This window comes from Streptomyces sp. GbtcB6, assembly GCF_019091475.1.
Taxonomy (GTDB): Bacteria; Actinomycetota; Actinomycetes; order Streptomycetales; family Streptomycetaceae; genus Streptomyces; species Streptomyces hyaluromycini.
The window spans coordinates 55219-75685 of the sequence record NZ_JAGXJL010000015.1 but is presented as its reverse complement, the minus strand read 5'-3'; the positions used below and the strand labels follow the sequence as shown (position 1 = coordinate 75685).

Annotated in this window: 21 protein-coding genes; 13 read left to right on the top strand and 8 right to left on the bottom strand. The window is 71.3% G+C overall.

The features are described from left to right. Positions 1-15 precede the first annotated feature (15 nt). Together KVT45_RS25310 and KVT45_RS25305 are read right to left on the bottom strand one after the other, a co-directional pair. Positions 16-1128 carry an adenylate/guanylate cyclase domain-containing protein gene (locus KVT45_RS25310; RefSeq protein WP_217551174.1) on the bottom strand — a complete coding sequence of 371 codons (1113 nt, stop codon included), beginning with the start codon at positions 1126-1128 and terminating at the stop codon, positions 16-18. Between the two features lie 327 nt (positions 1129-1455). Beyond that, a complete protein-coding gene (locus KVT45_RS25305) occupies positions 1456-2331 on the bottom strand; it encodes a biotin--[acetyl-CoA-carboxylase] ligase (protein WP_217551172.1) in 876 nt (291 codons plus the stop codon). Between the two features lie 110 nt (positions 2332-2441). Between KVT45_RS25305 and KVT45_RS25300 the strand changes: the two genes are divergently transcribed. The 4 genes from KVT45_RS25300 (at position 2442) to KVT45_RS25290 (ending at position 5131) form a co-directional block, all read left to right on the top strand. Continuing rightward, positions 2442-4034, top strand: a complete 1593-nt coding sequence (locus tag KVT45_RS25300; protein WP_217551170.1) for an acyl-CoA carboxylase subunit beta — start codon at positions 2442-2444, stop codon at positions 4032-4034. A 9-nt stretch (positions 4035-4043) separates the two neighbouring features. Beyond that, complete coding sequence (locus KVT45_RS25295; protein WP_217551169.1) at positions 4044-4253, top strand: acyl-CoA carboxylase epsilon subunit; 210 nt, start codon at positions 4044-4046, stop codon at positions 4251-4253. A 109-nt stretch (positions 4254-4362) separates the two neighbouring features. Further along, on the top strand, positions 4363-4491 hold the full coding sequence (gene mmpB / locus KVT45_RS57735; RefSeq protein WP_093499434.1) for a morphogenic membrane protein MmpB: 129 nt from the start codon (positions 4363-4365) through the stop codon (positions 4489-4491). 37 nt (positions 4492-4528) lie between these two features. After that, positions 4529-5131: a nucleoside triphosphate pyrophosphatase gene (locus tag KVT45_RS25290; protein WP_217551167.1), complete on the top strand. Its 603-nt coding sequence runs from the start codon at positions 4529-4531 to the stop codon at positions 5129-5131. Here KVT45_RS25290 and KVT45_RS25285 read toward each other — a convergent pair. Next, positions 5103-5648, bottom strand: coding sequence for a hypothetical protein (locus tag KVT45_RS25285; protein ID WP_217551165.1), 546 nt, complete (start codon positions 5646-5648; stop codon positions 5103-5105). The two genes, KVT45_RS25290 and KVT45_RS25285, sit on opposite strands and share 29 nt — an antisense overlap. A gap of 375 nt (positions 5649-6023) precedes the next feature. Between KVT45_RS25285 and KVT45_RS25280 the strand changes: the two genes are divergently transcribed. Together KVT45_RS25280 and KVT45_RS25275 are read left to right on the top strand one after the other, a co-directional pair. Then, positions 6024-7796, top strand: a complete 1773-nt coding sequence (locus tag KVT45_RS25280; protein WP_217551163.1) for a biotin carboxylase N-terminal domain-containing protein — start codon at positions 6024-6026, stop codon at positions 7794-7796. Between the two features lie 71 nt (positions 7797-7867). Continuing rightward, entirely contained in the window at positions 7868-8434 is a 567-nt protein-coding gene (locus KVT45_RS25275; protein ID WP_217551161.1) for a TetR/AcrR family transcriptional regulator, read from the top strand. 90 nt (positions 8435-8524) lie between these two features. On the opposite strand, the gene KVT45_RS25270 is transcribed toward KVT45_RS25275, so the two are convergent. Beyond that, on the bottom strand, positions 8525-9466 hold the full coding sequence (locus KVT45_RS25270; protein WP_302832552.1) for a DeoR/GlpR family DNA-binding transcription regulator: 942 nt from the start codon (positions 9464-9466) through the stop codon (positions 8525-8527). A gap of 189 nt (positions 9467-9655) precedes the next feature. Beyond that, positions 9656-11104, bottom strand: coding sequence for an NAD(P)H-quinone dehydrogenase (locus tag KVT45_RS25265; protein WP_217551157.1), 1449 nt, complete (start codon positions 11102-11104; stop codon positions 9656-9658). A 96-nt stretch (positions 11105-11200) separates the two neighbouring features. On the opposite strand from KVT45_RS25265, the gene KVT45_RS25260 reads away from it, so the two are divergent. The 4 genes from KVT45_RS25260 (at position 11201) to KVT45_RS25245 (ending at position 16032) form a co-directional block, all read left to right on the top strand. Further along, a complete protein-coding gene (locus KVT45_RS25260) occupies positions 11201-11641 on the top strand; it encodes a gamma-glutamylcyclotransferase (RefSeq protein WP_217551155.1) in 441 nt (146 codons plus the stop codon). 142 nt (positions 11642-11783) lie between these two features. Next, a complete protein-coding gene (locus KVT45_RS25255) occupies positions 11784-12608 on the top strand; it encodes a purine-nucleoside phosphorylase (protein ID WP_089099808.1) in 825 nt (274 codons plus the stop codon). A 422-nt stretch (positions 12609-13030) separates the two neighbouring features. Next, positions 13031-14662, top strand: coding sequence for a phospho-sugar mutase (locus KVT45_RS25250; RefSeq protein WP_217551153.1), 1632 nt, complete (start codon positions 13031-13033; stop codon positions 14660-14662). A 182-nt stretch (positions 14663-14844) separates the two neighbouring features. Next, complete coding sequence (locus tag KVT45_RS25245) at positions 14845-16032, top strand: hypothetical protein (RefSeq protein WP_217551151.1); 1188 nt, start codon at positions 14845-14847, stop codon at positions 16030-16032. Positions 16033-16311: 279 nt separating this feature from the next. Here KVT45_RS25245 and KVT45_RS25240 read toward each other — a convergent pair whose 3' ends face one another. After that, a complete protein-coding gene (locus tag KVT45_RS25240) occupies positions 16312-17286 on the bottom strand; it encodes a zinc-binding dehydrogenase (protein WP_217551149.1) in 975 nt (324 codons plus the stop codon). A gap of 101 nt (positions 17287-17387) precedes the next feature. On the opposite strand from KVT45_RS25240, the gene KVT45_RS25235 reads away from it, so the two are divergent. Next, positions 17388-17720 (top strand): helix-turn-helix transcriptional regulator, encoded by a 333-nt coding sequence (locus tag KVT45_RS25235; protein ID WP_217551147.1) that lies wholly within the window; start codon positions 17388-17390, stop codon positions 17718-17720. A gap of 57 nt (positions 17721-17777) precedes the next feature. Here the strand turns inward: KVT45_RS25235 and KVT45_RS25230 are convergent, their stop codons facing one another. Next, complete coding sequence (locus tag KVT45_RS25230) at positions 17778-18137, bottom strand: ATP-binding protein (RefSeq protein WP_308310859.1); 360 nt, start codon at positions 18135-18137, stop codon at positions 17778-17780. A gap of 329 nt (positions 18138-18466) precedes the next feature. Between KVT45_RS25230 and KVT45_RS25225 the strand changes: the two genes are divergently transcribed. Next, positions 18467-19318, top strand: coding sequence for a helix-turn-helix transcriptional regulator (locus KVT45_RS25225; protein WP_217551143.1), 852 nt, complete (start codon positions 18467-18469; stop codon positions 19316-19318). Positions 19319-19328: 10 nt separating this feature from the next. After that, positions 19329-19511, top strand: a complete 183-nt coding sequence (locus KVT45_RS25220; protein ID WP_217551141.1) for a DUF397 domain-containing protein — start codon at positions 19329-19331, stop codon at positions 19509-19511. A gap of 21 nt (positions 19512-19532) precedes the next feature. On the opposite strand, the gene KVT45_RS25215 is transcribed toward KVT45_RS25220, so the two are convergent. Then, a complete protein-coding gene (locus tag KVT45_RS25215) occupies positions 19533-20174 on the bottom strand; it encodes a hypothetical protein (RefSeq protein WP_217551139.1) in 642 nt (213 codons plus the stop codon). Positions 20175-20467: the final 293 nt, after the last annotated feature.

The window sequence follows — 20467 nt, the reverse complement described above, 5'->3', positions numbered from 1 at the left end:
TGCGCCGACGACGGGTCAGGACGGTGACGCAGTGTCCCGCCGGGTGAGCAGCCACGGCTCCACGACCCCCAGGCCACGCACCGGGCGCTGCCACATCGGCTGGAGCGCGAAGCGGTACGTCGGGGGCTCCTCGCCCTCCTTCTCGGCGGTCGCCGCCTCCTCCGCGGCGGCCGCCTCCGAGGCCGGCGCCTCCCCCACCCGGATCAGCTCCTCCGCGAACGCGCTGTCGACGAGCACGGCGTCGCGCGGCGCTATCGAGGTGAGGCGGGAGGCGAGGTTCACGGTCGTGCCGAAGACATCGCCCATTCGGGTGGTGACCGTGCCGAAGGCCATGCCGACGCGCAGCTCCGGCATCGTCTCGTCGTTCGCCATGGTCTCGACCAGGCGCAGCGCGATGTCCGCCGCGATACCGGCGTCGTCGGCGGCGTACAGGACCTCGTCGCCCAGGGTCTTGATGAGCCGGCCGCCGCGGGCCGCCACCAGGTCGGCGGCGGTGGTCTCGAAGGCCTCGACCAGCTCGCCGAGCTCCTCCTCCTCCATGCGCCGGGTCAGCCGGGTGAACCCCACGAGGTCGGCGAAGCCGACGGCCAGCCGGCGGTCGACCATCTCCTCGTCGTCGGTGGCCTGCACGACCCGGCCGGCCGAGGCGGCGAGCTGGCGGCGCCAGACGTAGACGAGGAACTCCTCCAGCTCGGGCAGGAGCAGTTCGACGATCGGGTACGTGACCTCGGTGCGGGTCATACCCGGCTCGGGCGGCTCGGTCAGGCCCTCCAGGAAAGAATCCATCTGCCACTCCGCCAGACGGGCGGTGGTCTGCCCCGTCGACCGCGCCACCTGCACGGCCATGGCCTCGCTGAGCAGCCCCGCCTCGACGAGGCCGGCGAGCCGGCGCAGGGCCAGCACGTCGGCCTCCGTCAGCGCCTTGGCCTGCCCGATGTCGGCGAAGCCCATCGCCCGCCAGAACCTCGACGCCAGCTCCATGGAGACACCGGCGCTGCGGGCCGCCTGGAAGGGGGTGTAGCGGCGCTCCGCCCCGAGGATCAGGCCTTCGAGACGCAGCGCGAGAGGATCCTCGCCGGAGTCGGCGGCGTCCGCGCCCGCGCCGGAGCCCGTGTCGTCGACGGTCACGCCTGCTGCCCTTCCGATCTACCGCGGTCGCATACCGACCGGCCTCAACTCTACGGCAGCTGTGCGGTAGCTCACTTCGTGAGGTAAGCCGACATCGGGGTGGTGAGGGGTCGAGTTTCGGGTGCGGGTGGGTGGGGGTTGGTCACGCAGTTCCCCGCGCCCCTTACGGGGGCGCTGCAGTCGCGTCGGCTGCATAGCTGCGGGCAGGCGTGCCGCAGGGCGGCACGGGTGGGCGCTGGGGGTCCCCCCGGCCGAAGGCTGGGGGAGGCACCCGGCAAGCGCCGGTAAGCGTCCCCACCCCCCGGCCCCGGCCCACCCGCACCACCCTCACGCCGGCCGCAGATGCACGATGTCCCCCGCCCCCACCGGCTCCTGAACCCCTTCCCCCGTGGCGATCACCAGTCTCCCGTCGCCGTCGATCGCCACCGCCTCCCCGACCAGCGACCGGTCCCCGGGCAGCTCCGCCCGCACCGACCGCCCCAGCGTCGCGCACCCCGCCGCGTAGGCCTCCTGGAGCCCGCTCGCGTCCGGATCGCCGCCCGCCGCGCGCCAGCGCCCGTACCAGTCCTCCAGGGACCGCAGGACCGCCCTCAGCAGCGTCTCCCGGTCCGTGCTCACCGCCCCGGCCAGCGCCAGCGAACCCGCCTGCGGCACCGGCAGCTCCGCCGCGCGGAGCGTGACGTTGATGCCGACGCCGACCACCACACCGTCCTCGCCGGCCCGCTCCGCGAGGATGCCCCCGGCCTTGCGCTCCGCGTCACCCACGGTGACCAGAACGTCGTTCGGCCACTTGAGTGCCGTGTCGACGCCCGCCGCCCGCGCCAGCCCCGTCGCCACCGCAACCCCCGTGAGCAGCGGCAGCCAGCCCCAGCGGGCCACCGGCACCTCGGCCGGCTTCAGCAGCACCGAGAAGAACAGGCCCGAGCGCGGCGGCGCCGTCCACTGCCGGTCCAGCCGGCCACGCCCCGCCGTCTGCTCCTCGGCGACCAGCACCGCACCCTCGTCGGCGCCTCCCGCGACGGCCCGCGCCACGAGGTCGGAATTGGTCGAGCCGGTGCGGTCCACGACCTCGATGTCGCAGTACAGGCCCCCATGGCCGCCGTCCCGCACCAGGGCCTTGCGCAGCCCCGCCGCGTTCAGCGGTGGACGGTCCAGGTCGGACCAACGATTGTTGTTCGCATCTGCTGCATCTCGGGGCGTCATGCAAGCCACCCTAGGTGTGTTGTACGCCGCACTGCCGTTTGGTAGGCGCCCCACTACGCTACGGATGAGTAACCGTCCCCCCTTTTGAGCAGGCAGGGAGCCGCATCCCGATGTCCGAGCCGGAAGAGATCGACATCCACACGACCGCGGGGAAGCTCGCGGATCTCCAGCGCCGTGTCCACGAAGCGACACACGCCGGTTCGGAGCGCGCGGTCGAAAAGCAGCACGCGAAGGGCAAACTGACGGCCCGTGAGCGGATCGAGCTGCTCCTCGACGAGGGCTCCTTCATCGAGCTGGACGAGTTCGCCCGGCACCGCTCCACCAACTTCGGCCTGGACAAGAACCGCCCCTACGGGGACGGCGTGGTCACCGGGTACGGCACGGTCGACGGCCGTCCCGTCGCCGTCTTCTCGCAGGACTTCACCGTCTTCGGCGGCGCCCTCGGCGAGGTCTACGGCCAGAAGATCGTGAAGGTGATGGACTTCGCCCTGAAGACCGGCTGCCCGGTCATCGGCATCAACGACTCCGGCGGCGCCCGGATCCAGGAGGGGGTCGCCTCCCTCGGTGCCTACGGCGAGATCTTCCGCCGCAACACCCACGCCTCCGGCGTGATCCCGCAGATCTCGCTCGTCGTCGGCCCCTGCGCCGGCGGCGCGGTGTACTCCCCGGCCATCACCGACTTCACGGTCATGGTCGACCAGACGTCCCACATGTTCATCACCGGCCCGGACGTCATCAAGACGGTCACCGGCGAGGACGTCGGCTTCGAGGAGCTGGGCGGCGCCCGGACCCACAACTCCGTCTCCGGCGTGGCCCACCACATGGCCGGCGACGAGAAGGACGCCGTCGAGTACGTCAAGCAGCTGCTGTCGTACCTGCCGTCCAACAACCTCTCCGAGCCCCCGGCCTTCCCCGAGGAGGCCGACCTCGCCGTCACCGACGAGGACCGCGAGCTGGACACCCTGGTCCCGGACAGCGCCAACCAGCCGTACGACATCCACACGGTGATCGAACACGTCGTCGACGACGGTGAGTTCTTCGAGACGCAGGCCCTGTTCGCGCCGAACATCGTCACCGGCTTCGGCCGCGTGGAGGGCCACCCGGTCGGCATCGTCGCCAACCAGCCCATGCAGTTCGCCGGCTGTCTCGACATCAAGGCGAGCGAGAAGGCCTCCCGCTTCGTCCGCACCTGCGACGCCTTCAACGTCCCGGTCATCACCTTCGTCGACGTCCCCGGCTTCCTGCCCGGCGTCGACCAGGAGCACGACGGCATCATCCGCCGCGGCGCCAAGCTGATCTACGCCTACGCCGAGGCCACCGTCCCCCTCATCACCGTCATCACCCGCAAGGCCTTCGGCGGCGCCTACGACGTCATGGGCTCCAAGCACCTGGGCGCCGACCTCAACCTCGCCTGGCCGACCGCCCAGATCGCCGTCATGGGCGCCCAGGGCGCCGTCAACATCCTGCACCGCCGCACCATCGCGGAGGCCGAGGCCGCCGGAACCGGCGAGGCCACCCGGGCCCAGGTCATCCGGGAGTACGAGGACGCCCTCCTCAACCCCTACACGGCGGCCGAACGCGGCTACATCGACGCCGTCATCATGCCGTCGGACACCCGGCGCCACGTCGTACGCGGCCTGCGCCAGCTCCGTACCAAGCGCGAGTCCCTGCCCCCGAAGAAGCACGGCAACATCCCCCTGTAAGGAGCCGCTGTGACGATCAAGGTCATACGGGGCAACCCGACCCCGGAGGAGCTGGCCGCCGCACTGGCGGTGGTAAGGGCACGCGCCGCGGCCGCGGCGGCCGCCCCGTCCGACACCCCACCGCCAGGCAACGCCTGGTCCGACCCGGGCCGCATCGCCCAACGCCGAGTCCCGCACCCGAGCCCGAGCGCATGGACCCGCACGTACTGGCCGAGCTGACGGCAAAAGAGCAGGGGCGCGGGGAACCGCGCACTTAAGCGGAACCCCGAGCCCCAATCTGAGTACCCCTACTCAGGCGCCCCCGTCGGCCAAGCCCCACGCTAGTGACATGCTGTGGTCGGACCCCGAAGACGAGCCGCCGAAGGACCTGCAGGACATGCAGAACACCCTCCGGCGGCTCGGCGTCTTCCTGGCCCTGGTCATGGTGGTGCTGATGATCGTGCTCGGCGTGAGGTGAGCAGCCCCCTGTCGGCCCACACCGATACGCTGCCCCCATGCGCAGACTCGTCCTCGCCTCCCAGTCCCCCGCCCGGCTGAACCTCCTGCGCCAGGCGGGCCTCGCCCCCGAGGTGATCGTCAGCGGTGTCGACGAGGACGCCGTCACCGCCCCCACCCCGGCCGATCTGGCCCTCGCCCTCGCGGAGGCGAAGGCGTCCGTCGTCGCCGCCCGCCCCGACGTCCAGGGCGCGATCGTCATCGGCTGCGACTCGGTGCTGGACCTCGACGGCCAGGCCCTCGGCAAGCCGGCGGACGCCGAGGAGGCCACCGCCCGCTGGAAGTCGATGCGCGGCCGGGCCGGCACCCTGCAGACCGGGCACTGCGTGTGGGACACGACGAGCAAGCGCTGGGTGTCGGCGACCGCGTCCACCGTCGTACGGTTCGGCGAGCCCACCGACGAGGAGATCGCCGCGTACGTCGCCTCGGGCGAACCCCTCTACGTGGCGGGAGCGTTCACCCTGGACGGCCGCAGCGCGCCGTTCATCGAGGGCATCGACGGCGACCACGGCAACGTGATCGGCATCAGCCTGCCCCTGGTCCGCCGGCTGCTCAAGGAGCTCGGCGTCGGCATCACGGAGTTGTGGGCGCCGGCGGAGTGAACGGTGCCGCGGGCGGCGTGTCGTTCTTCGCCTCCGGCTCGGGCTCCGGTTCCGGGGCGCTCTCGGAGCCGGAACCGTCCCCGCCCCCGTCGCCGCCCGCCGCCCCGGCACCACCGGCCCCGTCCGCCACTTGGTCGTACGTCATCAGCAGCAGCACGACGAGCGCGAGGACGACCAGCATGTACCCGAACGCGGCAGGGCCGATCAGGCCCCACGCGATGGCGCCCAGCAGGCCGTGCACGACCGCGACGCTGACCAGGAGCACCCGGCCGAGGCCGGCGGGCGCGCGGTCGCGTACGGCGACCAGCAGGGCCACCAGGCCGCACAGCGCGAAGTAGAGGCCGAAGACGACGGCGCCCGCCTTCGCGGACATCGACATCCGGTCCGGGTCGAGGCCGGCCAGGGACATGTCCTGGCGGTCGACGACCACTCCCATGAACCAGTTGACTGCCGCGATCCCGAATGCCTCGACGAAAAGTATGACCGCCACCACCCACGCCACCGGTCTGCGCACCACCGGTCCCCACCCACTTTCGATCACGGCCCGGACCGAGCCGGTGTTACTTGAAGTACGTTCAAGACATCGCGAACGCTACTAACGGGTAAACCGCGGGACAAGGGTCCGGTCGGCAGCAAAGAAACGTTGGGCCATTCGTAGGGACTCAACAAAGAAACGGAGTGGGGCGCGGCACGCTCTCACAGAGACCTTGACCACATGACGGAGCTAGGGTTTCCCGAAGGAGTCCTGCGTACCGAGGTGCGACAAGGGATTTCGCGGGTCGGGTGAGCCCCGCATCACGCTCCGTGTGGGCAAGCTCACCACCGGGGACGGGTCGAAGTGCCGTGTCGGCAGTCCCTAAACTCGGCTTGTTTCAAGGAGGGAGCCTCAATCGTGCGCAAGGTGCTCATCGCCAACCGTGGCGAAATCGCTGTCCGCGTGGCCCGGGCCTGCCGGGACGCCGGGATCGCGAGCGTGGCCGTCTACGCGGACCCGGACCGGGACGCTCTGCATGTCCGCGCCGCGGATGAGGCGTTCGCCCTGGGCGGTGACACCCCCGCCACCAGCTACCTGGACATCCAGAAGGTGCTCAACGCCGCCCGCGAAGCAGGCGCGGACGCCATCCACCCGGGCTACGGCTTCCTCTCCGAGAACGCCGAGTTCGCGCAGGCGGTCCTGGACGCGGGCCTGACCTGGATCGGCCCGCCGCCGCAGGCCATCCGCGACCTGGGCGACAAGGTAGCCGCCCGGCACATCGCCCAGCGGGCGGGCGCGCCCCTGGTGGCCGGCACCCCGGACCCGGTCTCCGGCTCCGACGAGGTCGTGGCGTTCGCCGAGGAGCACGGCCTGCCGATCGCCATCAAGGCGGCCTTCGGCGGCGGCGGACGCGGCCTGAAGGTCGCCCGCACCCTCGAAGAGGTCCCGGAGCTGTACGACTCCGCCGTCCGCGAGGCGGTGGCCGCCTTCGGCCGCGGCGAGTGCTTCGTGGAGCGCTACCTGGACCGTCCCCGGCACGTCGAGACCCAGTGCCTGGCCGACACCCACGGCAACGTGGTGGTTGTCTCCACCCGTGACTGCTCGCTCCAGCGCCGCCACCAGAAGCTGGTCGAGGAGGCCCCCGCGCCCTTCCTCTCCGAGGCCCAGGTCGCCGAGCTGTACCGCGCCTCCAAGGCCATCCTCAAGGAGGCCCGCTACGTCGGCGCCGGCACCTGCGAGTTCCTGGTCGGCCAGGACGGCACGATCTCCTTCCTGGAGGTCAACACCCGCCTCCAGGTCGAGCACCCGGTGACCGAGGAGGTCGCCGGCATCGACCTGGTCCGCGAGATGTTCCGGATCGCCGACGGCGAGGAACTCGGCTACGGCGACCCGGAGCTGCGCGGTCACTCGTTCGAGTTCCGCATCAACGGCGAGGACCCGGGCCGCAACTTCCTGCCCGCCCCCGGCACGGTCACCCGCTTCGACGCCCCCTCCGGCCCCGGTGTCCGCCTGGACGCGGGCGTGGAGGCCGGCTCGGTCATCGGCCCCGCCTGGGACTCCCTGCTGGCCAAGCTGATCGTCACCGGCCGCACCCGCGCGGAGGCCCTGCAGCGGGCCGCCCGCGCCCTGGACGAGTTCCAGGTGGAGGGCATGGCCACGGCCATCCCGTTCCACCGCGTCGTCGTCCGGGACCCGGCGTTCGCCCCCGAGCTGAGCGGCTCCGAGGACCCCTTCACGGTCCACACCCGCTGGATCGAGACCGAGTTCGTCAACGAGATCAAGCCCTTCGCCGCCCCGGCCGACGCCGAGGCCGAGGAGGAGGCCGGCCGCGAGACGGTCGTCGTCGAGGTGGGCGGCAAGCGCCTGGAGGTCTCGCTCCCGGCGTCCCTGGGCATGACCCTGGCCCGCACCGGCCTCGCCGCGGGCGCCAAGCCGAAGCGCCGTGCCGCCAAGAAGTCCGGCCCGGTCGCCTCCGGCGACACCCTCGCCTCGCCGATGCAGGGCACGATCGTCAAGGTCGCGGTCGAGGAGGGCCAGGAGGTCAAGGAGGGCGACCTGATCGTCGTCCTGGAGGCCATGAAGATGGAGCAGCCGCTGAACGCGCACAAGGCGGGCACCGTCAAGGGCCTCGCCGCCGAGGTCGGCGCGTCCCTCACCTCCGGCGCCGTGATCTGCGAGATCAAGGACTGACGACACCCCGTACGGCATCGCCCGGCGAACGTCACCGCGTTCGCCGGGCGTCCGACCTTCCGGAACGGCCCATGCGCGCCGACGCCCGCCGCAACCACGACCGGCTGCTCGCCGAGGCCCGTACCGTCTTCGCCGAGCACGGCACGGACGCCTCCCTGGAGGACGTGGCCCGCCGGGCGGGCGTGGGCATCGGCACCCTCTACCGCCACTTCCCGAACCGGCACGCCCTGATGAGCGCGGTCTTCGAGGACGCGGTGAACGAACTCCTGGCCAGGGCCCGCGAGTTGCGGACCGCCCCCAACCCGTGCCAGGCCCTGCTGACCTGGCTCCACGAGGTGGTCGTCCACGCGGCGGCGTACCGGGGCCTGTCGAGGGCCCTGATGTCAGCGTCCCCGGACTCGGCCCTGTCCCGCTGCGGCACCCCGATGCGGGAGGCGGGCGAGGCCTTGCTGATCCGTGCTCAGAACACGGGCACGGTACGCCCGGACGTGCAGATCACCGATCTCCTCCAACTCACCCACGCCATCGCCCTGGCAGCGGAGGAGTCACCGGGAGACCCGCACTTGGCGCACAGATTGCTGACCTTGACTCTGAAGGGACTCAGACCTGAGAAACCCAGGGGCGCGGGGCTGTATTGATATGCGGCTCCGCCGCGTGGGCGCGACCGGCCACAGCGGACCCGCACCCGCGCAACAATCGAATCACCACGGCGCCTGGGCACCCGCCCCTCACCGGCGCCGCATATCAGCGACCCGCCCCCGCTCGGCCCCCGCCGGCGGCTCTCCGCCCAGCATCGACGCCGACCGCAACCCGGCCCCCGGCCCCTGACTCCGCCGCGGCCCCGGCAGGGCGACGTCCCGACGCTGTTGATGCTGCTGGCGCGCCGGGGCCTGGTCACCCCCCGGGTTCCCCGACGCCCCGGCCACGGCGATCTGCACCCCCTGATCGGCAAGGGCCTGCAGTTCGGTGACCGCACGGTCGTCGTGGGCCGGCGGCTCGTCCGTGACCAGCCGGGTGATGACATCGGTCGGCACGGTCTGGAACATGGTGTCCGTACCGAGCTTGGTGTGATCGGCGAGGATCACGACCTCCGCGGCGGCCTGCACCAGCGCCCGGTCGACGGAAGCCGACAGCATGTTGGACGTGGACAGCCCCCGCTCGGCCGTCAGGCCGCTCCCGGACAGGAAGGCCCTCGACACGCGCAGCCCCTGGAGGGACTGCTCCGCACCGGAGCCGACGAGCGCGTAGTTGGAGCCCCGCAGGGTACCGCCGGTCATCACGACCTCGACCCGGTTGGCATGGGCCAGGGCCTGTGCCACCAGCAGCGAGTTGGTGACGACGGTGAGGCCGGGCACTCTCGCCAGCCGGCGTGCGAGCTCCTGCGTGGTGGTACCCGCCCCGACCACGATGGCCTCGCCCTCTTCGACGAGGCCCGCGGCGAGATCGGCGATGGCCGTCTTCTCGGCGGTCGCGAGATGAGACTTCTGCGGAAAGCCGGACTCCCGCGTGAACCCGCCCGGCAGTACCGCACCGCCGTGCCGGCGGTCGAGGAGTCCTTCTGCCTCCAGTGCGCGCACGTCCCGCCGTACGGTCACTTCGGAGGTCTGGACGACGCGGGCGAGCTCACGGAGCGACACGGCCCCGTTCGCTCGCACCATTTCGAGGATCAATTGGCGACGTTCTGCAGCGAACACGAAACTGACAGTAACCCCAACGACCGTCTGCTTTCAGCAGTTTGCGCCGAATAGCAGAAGTTGTTCGCACAGCAGGGTCGGGAGTGGTATAGGGCTATCCATCCCGCCTATGCCGCACGCATGACCGACAACTCCCCGTGACCAGCGGGGAGTCGGTTCCGGCCGTCAGAGCTCGCTGCCGGTCTTCCGCGTGTGCAGCTGCCGCGCCACCTCGGCGATCGACCCCGAAAGAGAGGGGTAGACGGTGAACGCGTTCGCGATCTGTTCGACCGTCAGATTGTTGTCGACGGCGATCGAGATCGGATGGATCAGTTCCGAGGCCCGCGGCGAAACCACCACACCGCCCACCACGATCCCCGTGCCCGGCCGGCAGAACAGCTTCACGAAGCCGTCCCGGATGCCCTGCATCTTCGCGCGCGGGTTGCGCAGCAGGGGCAGCTTCACCACCCGGGCGTCGATCTTCCCGGCATCCACGTCAGCCTGCGTGTACCCCACCGTCGCGATCTCAGGATCGGTAAAAACATTCGACGAAACGGTCTTCAGGTTCAGCGGAGCCACCGCATCACCCAGGAAGTGGTACATCGCGATCCGCCCCTGCATGGCGGCCACCGACGCCAGCGCGAACACGCCCGTCACGTCACCGGCGGCGTACACCCCCGGAGCCGTCGTCCTGGACACCTTGTCGGTCCAGATGTGCCCGGAGTCGCGCAGCTTGACGCCGGCCCCCTCCAGCCCCAGCCCCGCGCTGTTCGGAATGGCACCGACGGCCATCAGGCAGTGCGAACCGCTGATCACCCGGCCGTCGGCCAGCGTCACCTCCACCCGGTCCCCGACCCGCTTGGCGGCGGCGGCCCGCGACCGCGCCATGACGTTCATGCCACGGCGCCGGAAGACGTCCTCCAGAACGGCGGCCGCGTCCGGGTCCTCACCCGGCAGCACGCGGTCCCGCGACGACACCAGGGTGACCTTCGACCCCAGCGCCTGGTACGCGCCCGCGAACTCGGCACCGGTCACACCCGACCCGACCACGATGAGCTCCTCGGGCAGCTCGTCGAGGTCGTAGACCTGGGTCCAGTTCAGGATGCGCTCGCCGTCGGGCAGGGCGTCGGGCACCTCGCGCGGATGCCCCCCGGTAGCGATCAGCACCGCATCGGCCGTGAGCGTCTCCTCACTCCCGTCCGCCGCGCTGACCACGACCTTCCGGGACCCGTCGAGCGCCTGCATGCCCTCCAGCCGCCCCCGCCCCCGCATGACCCGCGCACCGGCGCGCGTCACCGAGGCCGTGATGTCGTGCGACTGGGCAAGAGCAAGCCGCTTCACACGCCGGTTGACCTTCCCCAGATCGACCCCCACCACCCGGGCGGCCTGCTCCAGGGGCGGGGTGTCATCGGCAACGATGATCCCCAGCTCTTCATACGACGAATCGAAGGTCGTCATGACCTCGGCCGTAGCGATAAGGGTCTTCGACGGCACGCAGTCGGTCAGCACCGACGCTCCGCCCAGACCGTCGCAGTCGACGACGGTCACCTCCGCGCCGAGCTGCGCGGCCACCAGCGCCGCTTCATAGCCGCCGGGTCCGCCACCGATGATCACGATCCGAGTCACGTACTCCATTGTCCCGCACGCTTCAAGGTGCTACTGCCCGGGGGCGGCGCCCGGCGCTTCCCGGGACGGGAGTGACACCCGTGACGCCTGCCGTACCCTCTCTCCATGTCGTCGCTCTACGCCGCGTACGCCGGCAATCTCGACGCGCGGCTGATGTCCCGCCGCGCCCCCCACTCCCCCCTGCGCGCCACCGGCTGGCTGAACGGATGGCGGCTGACCTTCGGTGGCGAGCAGATGGGCTGGGAGGGCTCCCTGGCGACGATCGTCGAGGACCCCGTCTCCCAGGTCTTCGTCGGCCTGTACGACATCGCCCCGATGGACGAGGAGTCCATGGACCGCTGGGAGGGCGTCGCCATGGGCATCTACCGCCGCGCCCGGGTCCGCGTGCACACCCTGGAGGGCGAGGAGACCGCCTGGCTCTACGTCCTCGACGGCTACGAGGGCGGCCTGCCCTCCGCCCGCTACCTGGGCGAGATCGCCGACGCGGCCGAGTCCGCGGGCGCCCCTCACGACTACGTGATGGAACTCCGCAAGCGCCCCTGCTGAGGCCCAAGCCCCACAGACCACCCACAGCCCACCCAAAAGTTACCCGCGTCACACCCCTCATCGGAAACGACAAGACAACGATCGCAATCCCAGGAGCTCCGTCATCTACGCGCGTAGGCCCAGACCAGCTACTCTCATGCGCGTGAACGCATCTCTTCTTCCGGACGACATCCAGGGCGACCCCCACGCCGCCGCCGACGCGGCCGCCGCTCGCCTGCGCGAGCTCACGGGCGCCGAGACCCACGACGTCGCCCTCGTGATGGGCTCCGGCTGGGCTCCGGCCGTCGACGCCCTGGGCGCCCCCGACGCCGAGTTCCAGGTCACCGAGCTGCCCGGCTTCCCGCCGCCGGCCGTGGAGGGACACGGCGGCAAGATCCGCTCGTACTCCTCCGGTGACAAGCGCGCGCTGGTCTTCCTGGGCCGCACGCACTACTACGAGGGCCGGGGCGTCGCCTCCGTCGCACACGGCGTCCGCACCGCCGTGGCCGCCGGCTGCAAGACGATCATCCTCACCAACGGCTGCGGCGGCCTGCGCGAGGGCATGCGCCCCGGCCAGCCGGTCCTCATCAGCGACCACATCAACCTGACGGCGACCTCCCCCATCATCGGCGCCAACTTCGTCGACCTCACCGACCTCTACTCCCCCCGCCTGCGCGCCCTGTGCAAGGAGATCGACCCCAGCCTCGAAGAGGGCGTCTACGCGCAGTTCCCCGGCCCGCACTACGAGACCCCGGCCGAGATCCGCATGGCCCGCGTCATCGGCGCGGACCTGGTGGGCATGTCGACGGTCCTCGAGGCGATCGCTGCGCGCGAGGCGGGCGCCGAGGTCCTGGGCATCTCCCTGGTGACGAACCTCGCCGCGGGCATGACCGGCGAGCCCCTCAACCACGAGGAGGTCCTCCAGGCGGGCCGCGACTCGGCGGCACGGATGGGCGAGCTGCTGGCGCAGGTACTGGGCAGGCTCTGAGGACGCCATCCGGGTTGCCACCTGCGGTCCGAGTGCGTCTGCGACTCCATCGTGGCCGTTCGCGCAGTTCCCCGCGCCCCTTACGGGGCGCTGCAGTCACCCCATGCCAGGATCGGAACGGGACGCTGCAGTCACCCCATGCCAGGACCGAGACGGGGCGCTGCAGTCACCCACCCCATGCCATGGTCGGGACGCTGCGACTGCCGTCTGTCGCAATGGTTCGCAAGGGGACGGGGCGGGGAGTTTCCGCCCGCAGCGGCCGGCGTTCGTCACCCCGCACCATCCGAGATGCACCACCGCCGGTCCGAGGACGGAGACTCCCCGCCCCGGCACCGACCCACCACCACCCGTAGGCGCTACGCGCACCCCCACCGAAGCAGCACAGGCGCCGCAGGCACACCACGAGAGGTTGGACGACGACCGTGCACGACGATCTCACCGCCCGGGCCCGAGCCTGGCAGTCCGAGGACCCCGACCCGGAAACCCGCGACGAGCTCGCCAAGCTCATCGAGGCCGGTGACCTCACCGAGCTGTCGGCCCGCTTCAGCGGCACCCTCCAGTTCGGCACCGCCGGCCTGCGCGGCGAGCTCGGCGCCGGCCCGATGCGCATGAACCGCTCCGTCGTCATCCGAGCCGCCGCCGGCCTCGCCGCGTACCTCAGGAAGCAGGGCCAGGGCACCGGCACCGTCGTGATCGGCTACGACGCCCGCCACAAGTCCGCCGACTTCGCCCGCGACACCGCCGCCGTGATGACCGGCGCCGGCCTCCAGGCCGTCGTACTCCCCCGCCCCCTCCCCACCCCGGTCCTGGCGTTCGCCATACGGCACCTGGGCGCGGTCGCCGGCGTGGAGGTCACCGCCAGCCACAACCCGCCCCGCGACAACGGCTACAAGGTCTACCTCGGCGACGGCTCCCAGATCGTCCCGCCCGCCGACGCGGAGATCGCCGCCGAAATCCAGACGATCGCGAGCCTCCACGAGGTCCCCCGCCCCGACACCGGCTGGGAAACCCTCGACGACACCGTCCTGGACGCCTACCTGGCCCGTACGGACGCCGTCCTGGCCCCCGGCTCCCCCCGCACCGCCCGCACGGTCTACACGGCCATGCACGGCGTCGGCAAGGACACCCTCCTCGCCGCCTTCGCCCGCGCCGGCTTCCCCGCCCCCGCCCTCGTCACCGAACAGGCCGAGCCGGACCCCGACTTCCCGACCGTCGCCTTCCCCAACCCGGAAGAGCCCGGCGCGATGGACCTCGCCTTCGCGAAGGCCCGCGAGACGGACCCCGACCTGATCATCGCGAACGACCCGGACGCCGACCGCTGTGCCGCGGCCGTCAAGGACAACGGCACCTGGCGCATGCTCCGCGGCGACGAGGTCGGCTCCCTCCTCGCCGCCCACCTGGTCCGCCGCGGCGCCACCGGCGTCTTCGCCGAGTCGATCGTCTCCTCCTCCCTCCTCGGCCGCATCGCCGAGAAGGCCGGACTGCCGTACGAGGAGACCCTCACCGGCTTCAAGTGGATCGCCCGCGTCGACGGCCTGCGCTACGGCTACGAGGAGGCCCTCGGCTACTGCGTCGACCCCGACGGCGTCCGCGACAAGGACGGCATCACCGCGGCCCTCCTGATCACCGAGCTCGCTTCCGTCCTCAAGGAGGAGAACCGCACCCTCCTCGACCTCCTCGACGACCTCGCCGTGGAGCACGGCCTGCACGCCACCGACCAGCTCTCGGTCCGCGTCCAGGACCTCTCCGTGATCGCCCAGGCCATGCGGACGCTCCGCGAGCACCCCCCGACCGAACTCGCGGGCCTCCCCGTCACCAAGGCCGAGGACCTCACCCAGGGCACCGAAAGCCTGCCTCCCACCGACGGCCTCCGCTACACCCTCACCGGGGCCCGCGTCATCGTCCGCCCCAGCGGCACCGAGCCCAAGCTGAAGTGCTACCTGGAGGTGGTCGTCCCCGTGACGACGCACGCCGGCCTCCCCACGGCCCGCGCCACCGCGACCGACCTGCTCACGGCGATCAAGCGCGACCTGTCCGCGGCAGCCGGCATCTGACACACCGGAGGGCGCCCCCCCAGGGGGGGCGCCCTCTGCGTTGACCCATGTACGGGTCCGTAGCACCCCATCGGGTGATTTACCGGCGGCAGTTGACGCGGGCTCCGCGCACCGCCCCGGCGGCCGGGAAACGGTGAACGGGTAACACCCGCCGAAGCAGCCGTCGCACTGGAGCCGCCGCCGTGTCCTCGACCGCCCCCGACACCGCCCCCCGCGGGCACATCCCGGGCACCCGACGACCCCACCACCCCACCGCGACCGCCGCCCCCCGGCACGCCCTGCGCCGGGCGGCTCCCGCACTCGCCGCGTACCTCGCCGTACGGCTCACCGGACTGGTGTTCCTCGCCGTGTGGGCGCACCGGCGGCACCACGGGGTGTGGCCGATGCTGGCGACGCAGTGGGACTCCCGCTGGTACCTGGGCATCGCGGACCACGGGTACGCCCACACACTCGGCACCGCCTACGACCACAACAACCTGGCGTTCTTCCCGCTGTATCCGCTCCTGGTCAAAGCGGTCGCGGTCCTGACGCCGGGCACCCGGGCCAGTACCGGCCTGGCGCTCGCCTGGCTGGCGTCCCTGATCGCCGCCTGGGGCGTGTTCGCGGTGGGCGACCGGCTGGCCGGCCGCCGTGTCGGGGTGCTGCTCACCGTGCTGTGGGCGGCGTACCCGGTGGGCCTGGTCCAGTGGATGGGCTACACGGAGTCCCTGTTCACGGCGTTCGCCGCCTGGACGCTGTACGCGGTGCTGACCGAGCGCTGGCTGTACGCGGCGGCCGGCTCGGTACTGGCCGGACTGACCCGACCGACGGGCATCGCCGTGGCCGCCGCCGTGACGGTCACCGCGCTGCTCTCCCTCCGCTCCCGCTTCTCGGCCCGCGCCCTGACGGCGGCGCTGACCGCCCCCCTCGGCTGGTGCGCGTACGTCGGCTGGGTGGGCGTCAGACTGGGCCGCTGGGACGGCTACTTCGCCGTGCAGCGGATGTGGCACAACGAGCTGGACGGCGGCGCGGAGACCCTGCGCTGGCTGCGGCACCTGTTCGGGCAGGTCTCGCGGCCGGAGCTGTTCCTGGTGGTGGTGAGCCTGACGATGCTGGTCTCCGTCGTCCTGTTCGGACTGTCGGCGGCGGACCGGCAACCGCTCCCGCTCCTGGTGTTCAGCGCGGTCCTGCTGCTGATCGTGGCGGCCAGCGGCGGCGTCTACTTCCCGCGCGCCCGCTTCCTCCTCCCCGGCTTCCCCCTCCTGCTGCCGGTGGCCGGCTGTCTCGCCCGCGCCTCGACACGCGTACGTGTACTCGCCCTGACGACGGCCGTCGCGGGCTCGGCGTACTGCGGGGCGTACATGCTGCTGGTGTGGCCGAGCGCACCGTGAGCGGTCAGTCCCGCACGAGGTAGCTGAACCCCGTGTCCGGCCAACCCACCGCACGGCGTCCGCGCAGGCGTCCACCTCCTCCTGCCCGCCGCGGATCACGCCCGCGGACGGTTTCCTCCAGGAACGCCGAGACCGTCGCGGTGAACGCCTCCGGCACGGGTCCTGCCCCGGATCGGCGTTCACCAGCGGCCGAACCACCATCCCCGGTCAGCGGTTCGGGTGCTCAGCCACACGGTTCCGGCCCCGACCTTCAATGGCCTTCGACAGCCGACAACGCCGTCAGACCGCGACCCGCAACAGGAGCTTCCCCGTGCTCGTCCGGGCGCCCATCAGGCGGTGTGCCTCCGCCGCCTCCTCCAGGGCGAACTCGGCCGTGACCGGCAGGGTCACCGTGCCGTCCACCGCCTTCGCGAAGGCCCGGGCGGACAGCTCGCGCAGCACGTCCGGCGCCGTCTGGGCCAGCGTCAGGATGGAGAAACCGGCGACCGACAGGCCCCGCGGATACAGCTCCGGCTGGCCCGCCGTCCAGGCCGGTTCGCCGCTCGCGTTGCCGTAGGAGACCAGGCGGCCGAAGCGGGCCAGGGACGACAGGCCCGCGCGCAGCGTCCGGCCGCCGACGGGGTCGAGGGCCAGGTCGACTCCCCTGCCGCCGGTGGCCTTCTGGACCGGCTCCTCGAAGTCGCCGACGAAGACCTCGTCGTAGCCGTGGTCCCGCGCATACGTCGCCTTCGCCGCGCTCGACACCACGCCGTACACCGCGGCCGCGCCCGCCGCCTTCGCCAGTTGCCCGGCCGCCGTGCCGACCCCGCCCGCCGCACCCTGCACGAGGACGGTCTCGCCTGGCTGGAGGCGCCCGACGGTGTGGACGAGGGCGTATGCCGTCGGCAGGACGGACGGGAGCGTGGCTCCGGTGCGCAGGTCCGCCCCCGCCGGCAGCGGGAAGACCGCCGTCGCCTCCGTCACGACCACGTCCGCGTAGGCGCCGCCCTGTGTCAGCGCGGCCACCTCCTGGCCGACGGCGAGGTCCGTGACGCCGGCGCCGAGGGCCCTGACCCGGCCCGAGACCTCCAGTCCCGGACGGAACGGCAGGCCCGGCACGCGGTAGCCCTCCGAACGCGCCTTGAGGTCGGCGAAGTTCACGCCCGCGTACGCCACATCGATGCTCACCTCACCGGGGCCCGGCTCGGGGACGTCCGCCTCCACCGCCTTCAGGACCTCAGGACCGCCGTATTCCTGCAACTCGACCGCGCGCATGGCACACCCCTCAGCGAGTGTTCAACATGAATCGAACACTCGGGAGTGTATGGTTTTCATCGAACACTCGGCAAGCGGAACACGGCAGTGAGGAGGACGGCATGGCCGGCACGAGCCACCGGGCCGCCCCCGAGCACACCCACCCCGACGAGGTGCCCGTCCTCACCGCGCTCGCCGCGCTCGCCGACCCCGTACGTCTCACGCTCGTCAGGGAGTTGGCCGCCAGCGCCGAGTGGTCCCGCAGCTGCGGCAGCTTCGACGTGCCCGTCGGCAAGGCCGCCCTCAGCCACCACTTCTCCGTGCTGCGGGCGGCCGGTCTCGTCGAACAGCGGGACGAGGGACCGCGCCGGGTCAACCGCCTGCGGCGAGCGGAGTTCGAGACACGCTTCCCGGGACTGCTCGACCTCGCCCTGCGGCCGGAGCCGCACCTGTAGGACCCGGCGGGAGGACTTACGAACCCTGACCCTCAACGCCGCACACGAGACACTCCGTCACGGGCTTCCCTTCCCGCCCACCTCGAACCAGAGCAGTTTCCCGGCGCCGCGCTCCAGGGGGCCGTCCCCGAGGGGCCAGCCGCCCCATCTGTCGGCGTACTCCGTCACGAGGCACAGCCCACGCCCGCTCTCGGCATCCGCCGGCGCGGGCGGCACCCGATTCCACGGCGGCTCACCGAAGGGGGCGGGGACATGCGGATGACTGTCCCAGACCCCGACCCGCAGCCGCCCGTCGGCAAGGGCGGTGAGGCGCAGGGAGACGGGCCCGCCGCTGTGCAGGTAGGCGTTGGTGACCAGTTCGGAGGTCAACAACTGCACGGCGTCGAGGACTTCGCCTCTGCCGTGACTGTCCAACACGGACCGTACGGTCATACGTGCGACACGTGCGGCGCGGGGGTCATGAGGCAGGCGGAGGGCGTACGCCCAGGTATCGCGCGGGGCTACGGTGACCATGACGGCTCCTACGGTGGGAGGACTCGGCTCACTCGACAATCCGACCGGGCGGTGGCAGTGCCGCGCACGGGCAGGGCGGCGCGGTGCGCTTCCGACTTACGGGGCGGGAGTTGAGCGGCTTGAGCCAACCGTAGACTTCAACACCTGAAGGTTTTGCAGCTTCGAGCAAAACCTTCAGCAATCTCCTTCGTGTGGGTGACCACTACGCCAGGTGTATGAAACGGAGTGAGGACATGGCACCGAGGCCCACCCCCACGGCACGGCGCCTCCGTATCGGTGTAGAACTGCGCCGGCTACGCGAACGCGCAGGCATGACCGCCGCCGAGGCCGCCAGATCCCTGGGCACGACACAAGCGCAGATCAGCAACATCGAGGCGAACCGCTTCGGCATCAGCGCGGAACGCGTACACACGCTCGCCCACATCTACGGCTGCACGGACCAGCCCTTGGTCGACGCCCTCGCCGCCATGGCCGCCGACCGCACCCGGGGCTGGTGGGAGGAGTACCGGGATACTTTGCCGCCCCGTCTCCTCGACCTGGCGGAACTGGAACACCACGCCACAGGGCTGCGCGTGACACAGGTCATCAACGTCCCCGGTCTGCTCCAGACACCGGAACACGCCCGGGCGCTGTTCCGTGAAGCGGTTCCTGCACTTCGCCCCCACGAGATCGAGTACCGGATCTCCCACAGGATCAAGCGGCAGGCCATCCTCCACCGCGAGCAGCCGCCGTCGTACACGGCGATCGTCCACGAGGCCGCCCTGCGCATGCAGTTCGGCGGTCGCGAGGTGGCCAGGGCCCAACTGCAGCACCTCGCCGAGATCAGCAAGCACCCCGCCGTCAGCCTCCGGGTGATCCCCTTCGACGGCACCTCGTTCCCCACGACAGGCCACGCCGTCGACTACTTCCACGGGCCGCTGCCCGCCCTCGACACCGTCGAGGTGGACACCGCGCACGGCAGTGAACTCGTCGACGGGGCAGGGCGATTGGAGATGTACCGGCTCGTCCTGGACCGCATGGAGGCCGTCGCCCTTAAACCCGCCTCCTCGCTCGACCTCGTCCACCGCATCGCCCAAGACATCTGAGAGACGAACCATGACCGAACCTACTTGGCAGAAGTCGACCTACAGCGAACAAGGCTCCGCCTGCGTCGAGATAGCCCCCACCCCGACCACGATCCACATACGCGACTCCAAACACCCCGCCGGCCCCCACCTCACCCTGCAGCACACCGCCTGGGCGAACTTCGTCTCGTACACGGTGCAACCGGGCCGCTGAGCGTGGGGCAGTTGGTCCTCGTCACCGCGTGGCCAGCCTCGCCAGCCAGGAGTGTCCGGGATATACGTGCGTCAGCCACCCGCCGAGAACTTCGCGCCGCGTCCGGCCCAGCAGGGGCAGAACCCCGTCGAAGTCGGCCTGGTCCTTGGGCCGGGTCTCCTTCGCCTTGAACAACAGCACCAGCTCCGGCACCAGGTAGGGGATGCCGTCCGCCGTCCGGTCGATGACCGCGCCGTACGGCAGCCGCAGGCTCTCGTCCCGCCTGCAGATCCAGGTCCCGCCCTCGTGCGGCTCGCGGAAGACGTCGAAGAGGAACTGGCCACTCGCCGGATCCCGTATCCATGTCTGGTGCGTCGCCGCGAGTGCCTCGTCTCCTGCCGTTGCCCAGACACGTCCTGAGCCCACCGCGTCGAACACGTACCCGGGGAAGCGGTCACGTACCTCCGCGAACCCCGCCACGGGCACGGCGATCTCCAGGTCACCGTGATCCCGCGACTGCTCCCCGCGGAACAGGTCCAGCGCCCATCCCGCCGCGACACACCAGGGCACACCGACCCCGCCCAACCGCTCCGCGACCTGCTCCGGCCGCCAGGCGTCCGCCCAGCGAGCGGTCAGTTCGTCCGCATCGAGAACTACGCCACCGGGTGGCAGGGAATCGGTCATCGGCAAACCGTACCGCCGCGAATCACAAGATGCTTTATGCCGGTTCGGGATTGACCTGACTCGTTGTCGCAGGTGGAAAAGCGGGATCCAAGCCATGGTGAGGCGCCTGACCGTTCGGGCTGATGCGGCCATAGAGTTACCGAGCTTGGTTGTCCAGGGAGGGGGGAGCCCAGTGAGTGCTGAGCAGTGGTCCAGGACCGTTTACGTCTCCCTCAGCGTGGTTTCGGCTGCAGTGTTCATCGGGTTGATGATTGCCCTGTTCAGGGCCGGATAGTGAACCGTGGGCGATGAGG

Excerpts from the sequence above, each read along its gene's own strand:
- KVT45_RS25305 (WP_217551172.1), bottom strand. The coding sequence starts at position 2,331 with ATGACGCCCCGAGATGCAGCAGATGCGAACAACAATCGTTGGTCCGAC.
- KVT45_RS25300 (WP_217551170.1), top strand. The coding sequence starts at position 2,442 with ATGTCCGAGCCGGAAGAGATCGACATCCACACGACCGCGGGGAAGCTC.
- mmpB (WP_093499434.1), top strand. The coding sequence starts at position 4,363 with ATGCTGTGGTCGGACCCCGAAGACGAGCCGCCGAAGGACCTGCAGGAC.
- KVT45_RS25290 (WP_217551167.1), top strand. The coding sequence starts at position 4,529 with ATGCGCAGACTCGTCCTCGCCTCCCAGTCCCCCGCCCGGCTGAACCTC.
- KVT45_RS25275 (WP_217551161.1), top strand. The coding sequence starts at position 7,868 with ATGCGCGCCGACGCCCGCCGCAACCACGACCGGCTGCTCGCCGAGGCC.
- KVT45_RS25265 (WP_217551157.1), bottom strand. The coding sequence starts at position 11,104 with ATGGAGTACGTGACTCGGATCGTGATCATCGGTGGCGGACCCGGCGGC.
- KVT45_RS25260 (WP_217551155.1), top strand. The coding sequence starts at position 11,201 with ATGTCGTCGCTCTACGCCGCGTACGCCGGCAATCTCGACGCGCGGCTG.
- KVT45_RS25240 (WP_217551149.1), bottom strand. The coding sequence starts at position 17,286 with ATGCGCGCGGTCGAGTTGCAGGAATACGGCGGTCCTGAGGTCCTGAAG.
- KVT45_RS25235 (WP_217551147.1), top strand. The coding sequence starts at position 17,388 with ATGGCCGGCACGAGCCACCGGGCCGCCCCCGAGCACACCCACCCCGAC.
- KVT45_RS25225 (WP_217551143.1), top strand. The coding sequence starts at position 18,467 with ATGGCACCGAGGCCCACCCCCACGGCACGGCGCCTCCGTATCGGTGTA.
- KVT45_RS25220 (WP_217551141.1), top strand. The coding sequence starts at position 19,329 with ATGACCGAACCTACTTGGCAGAAGTCGACCTACAGCGAACAAGGCTCC.
- KVT45_RS25215 (WP_217551139.1), bottom strand. The coding sequence starts at position 20,174 with ATGACCGATTCCCTGCCACCCGGTGGCGTAGTTCTCGATGCGGACGAA.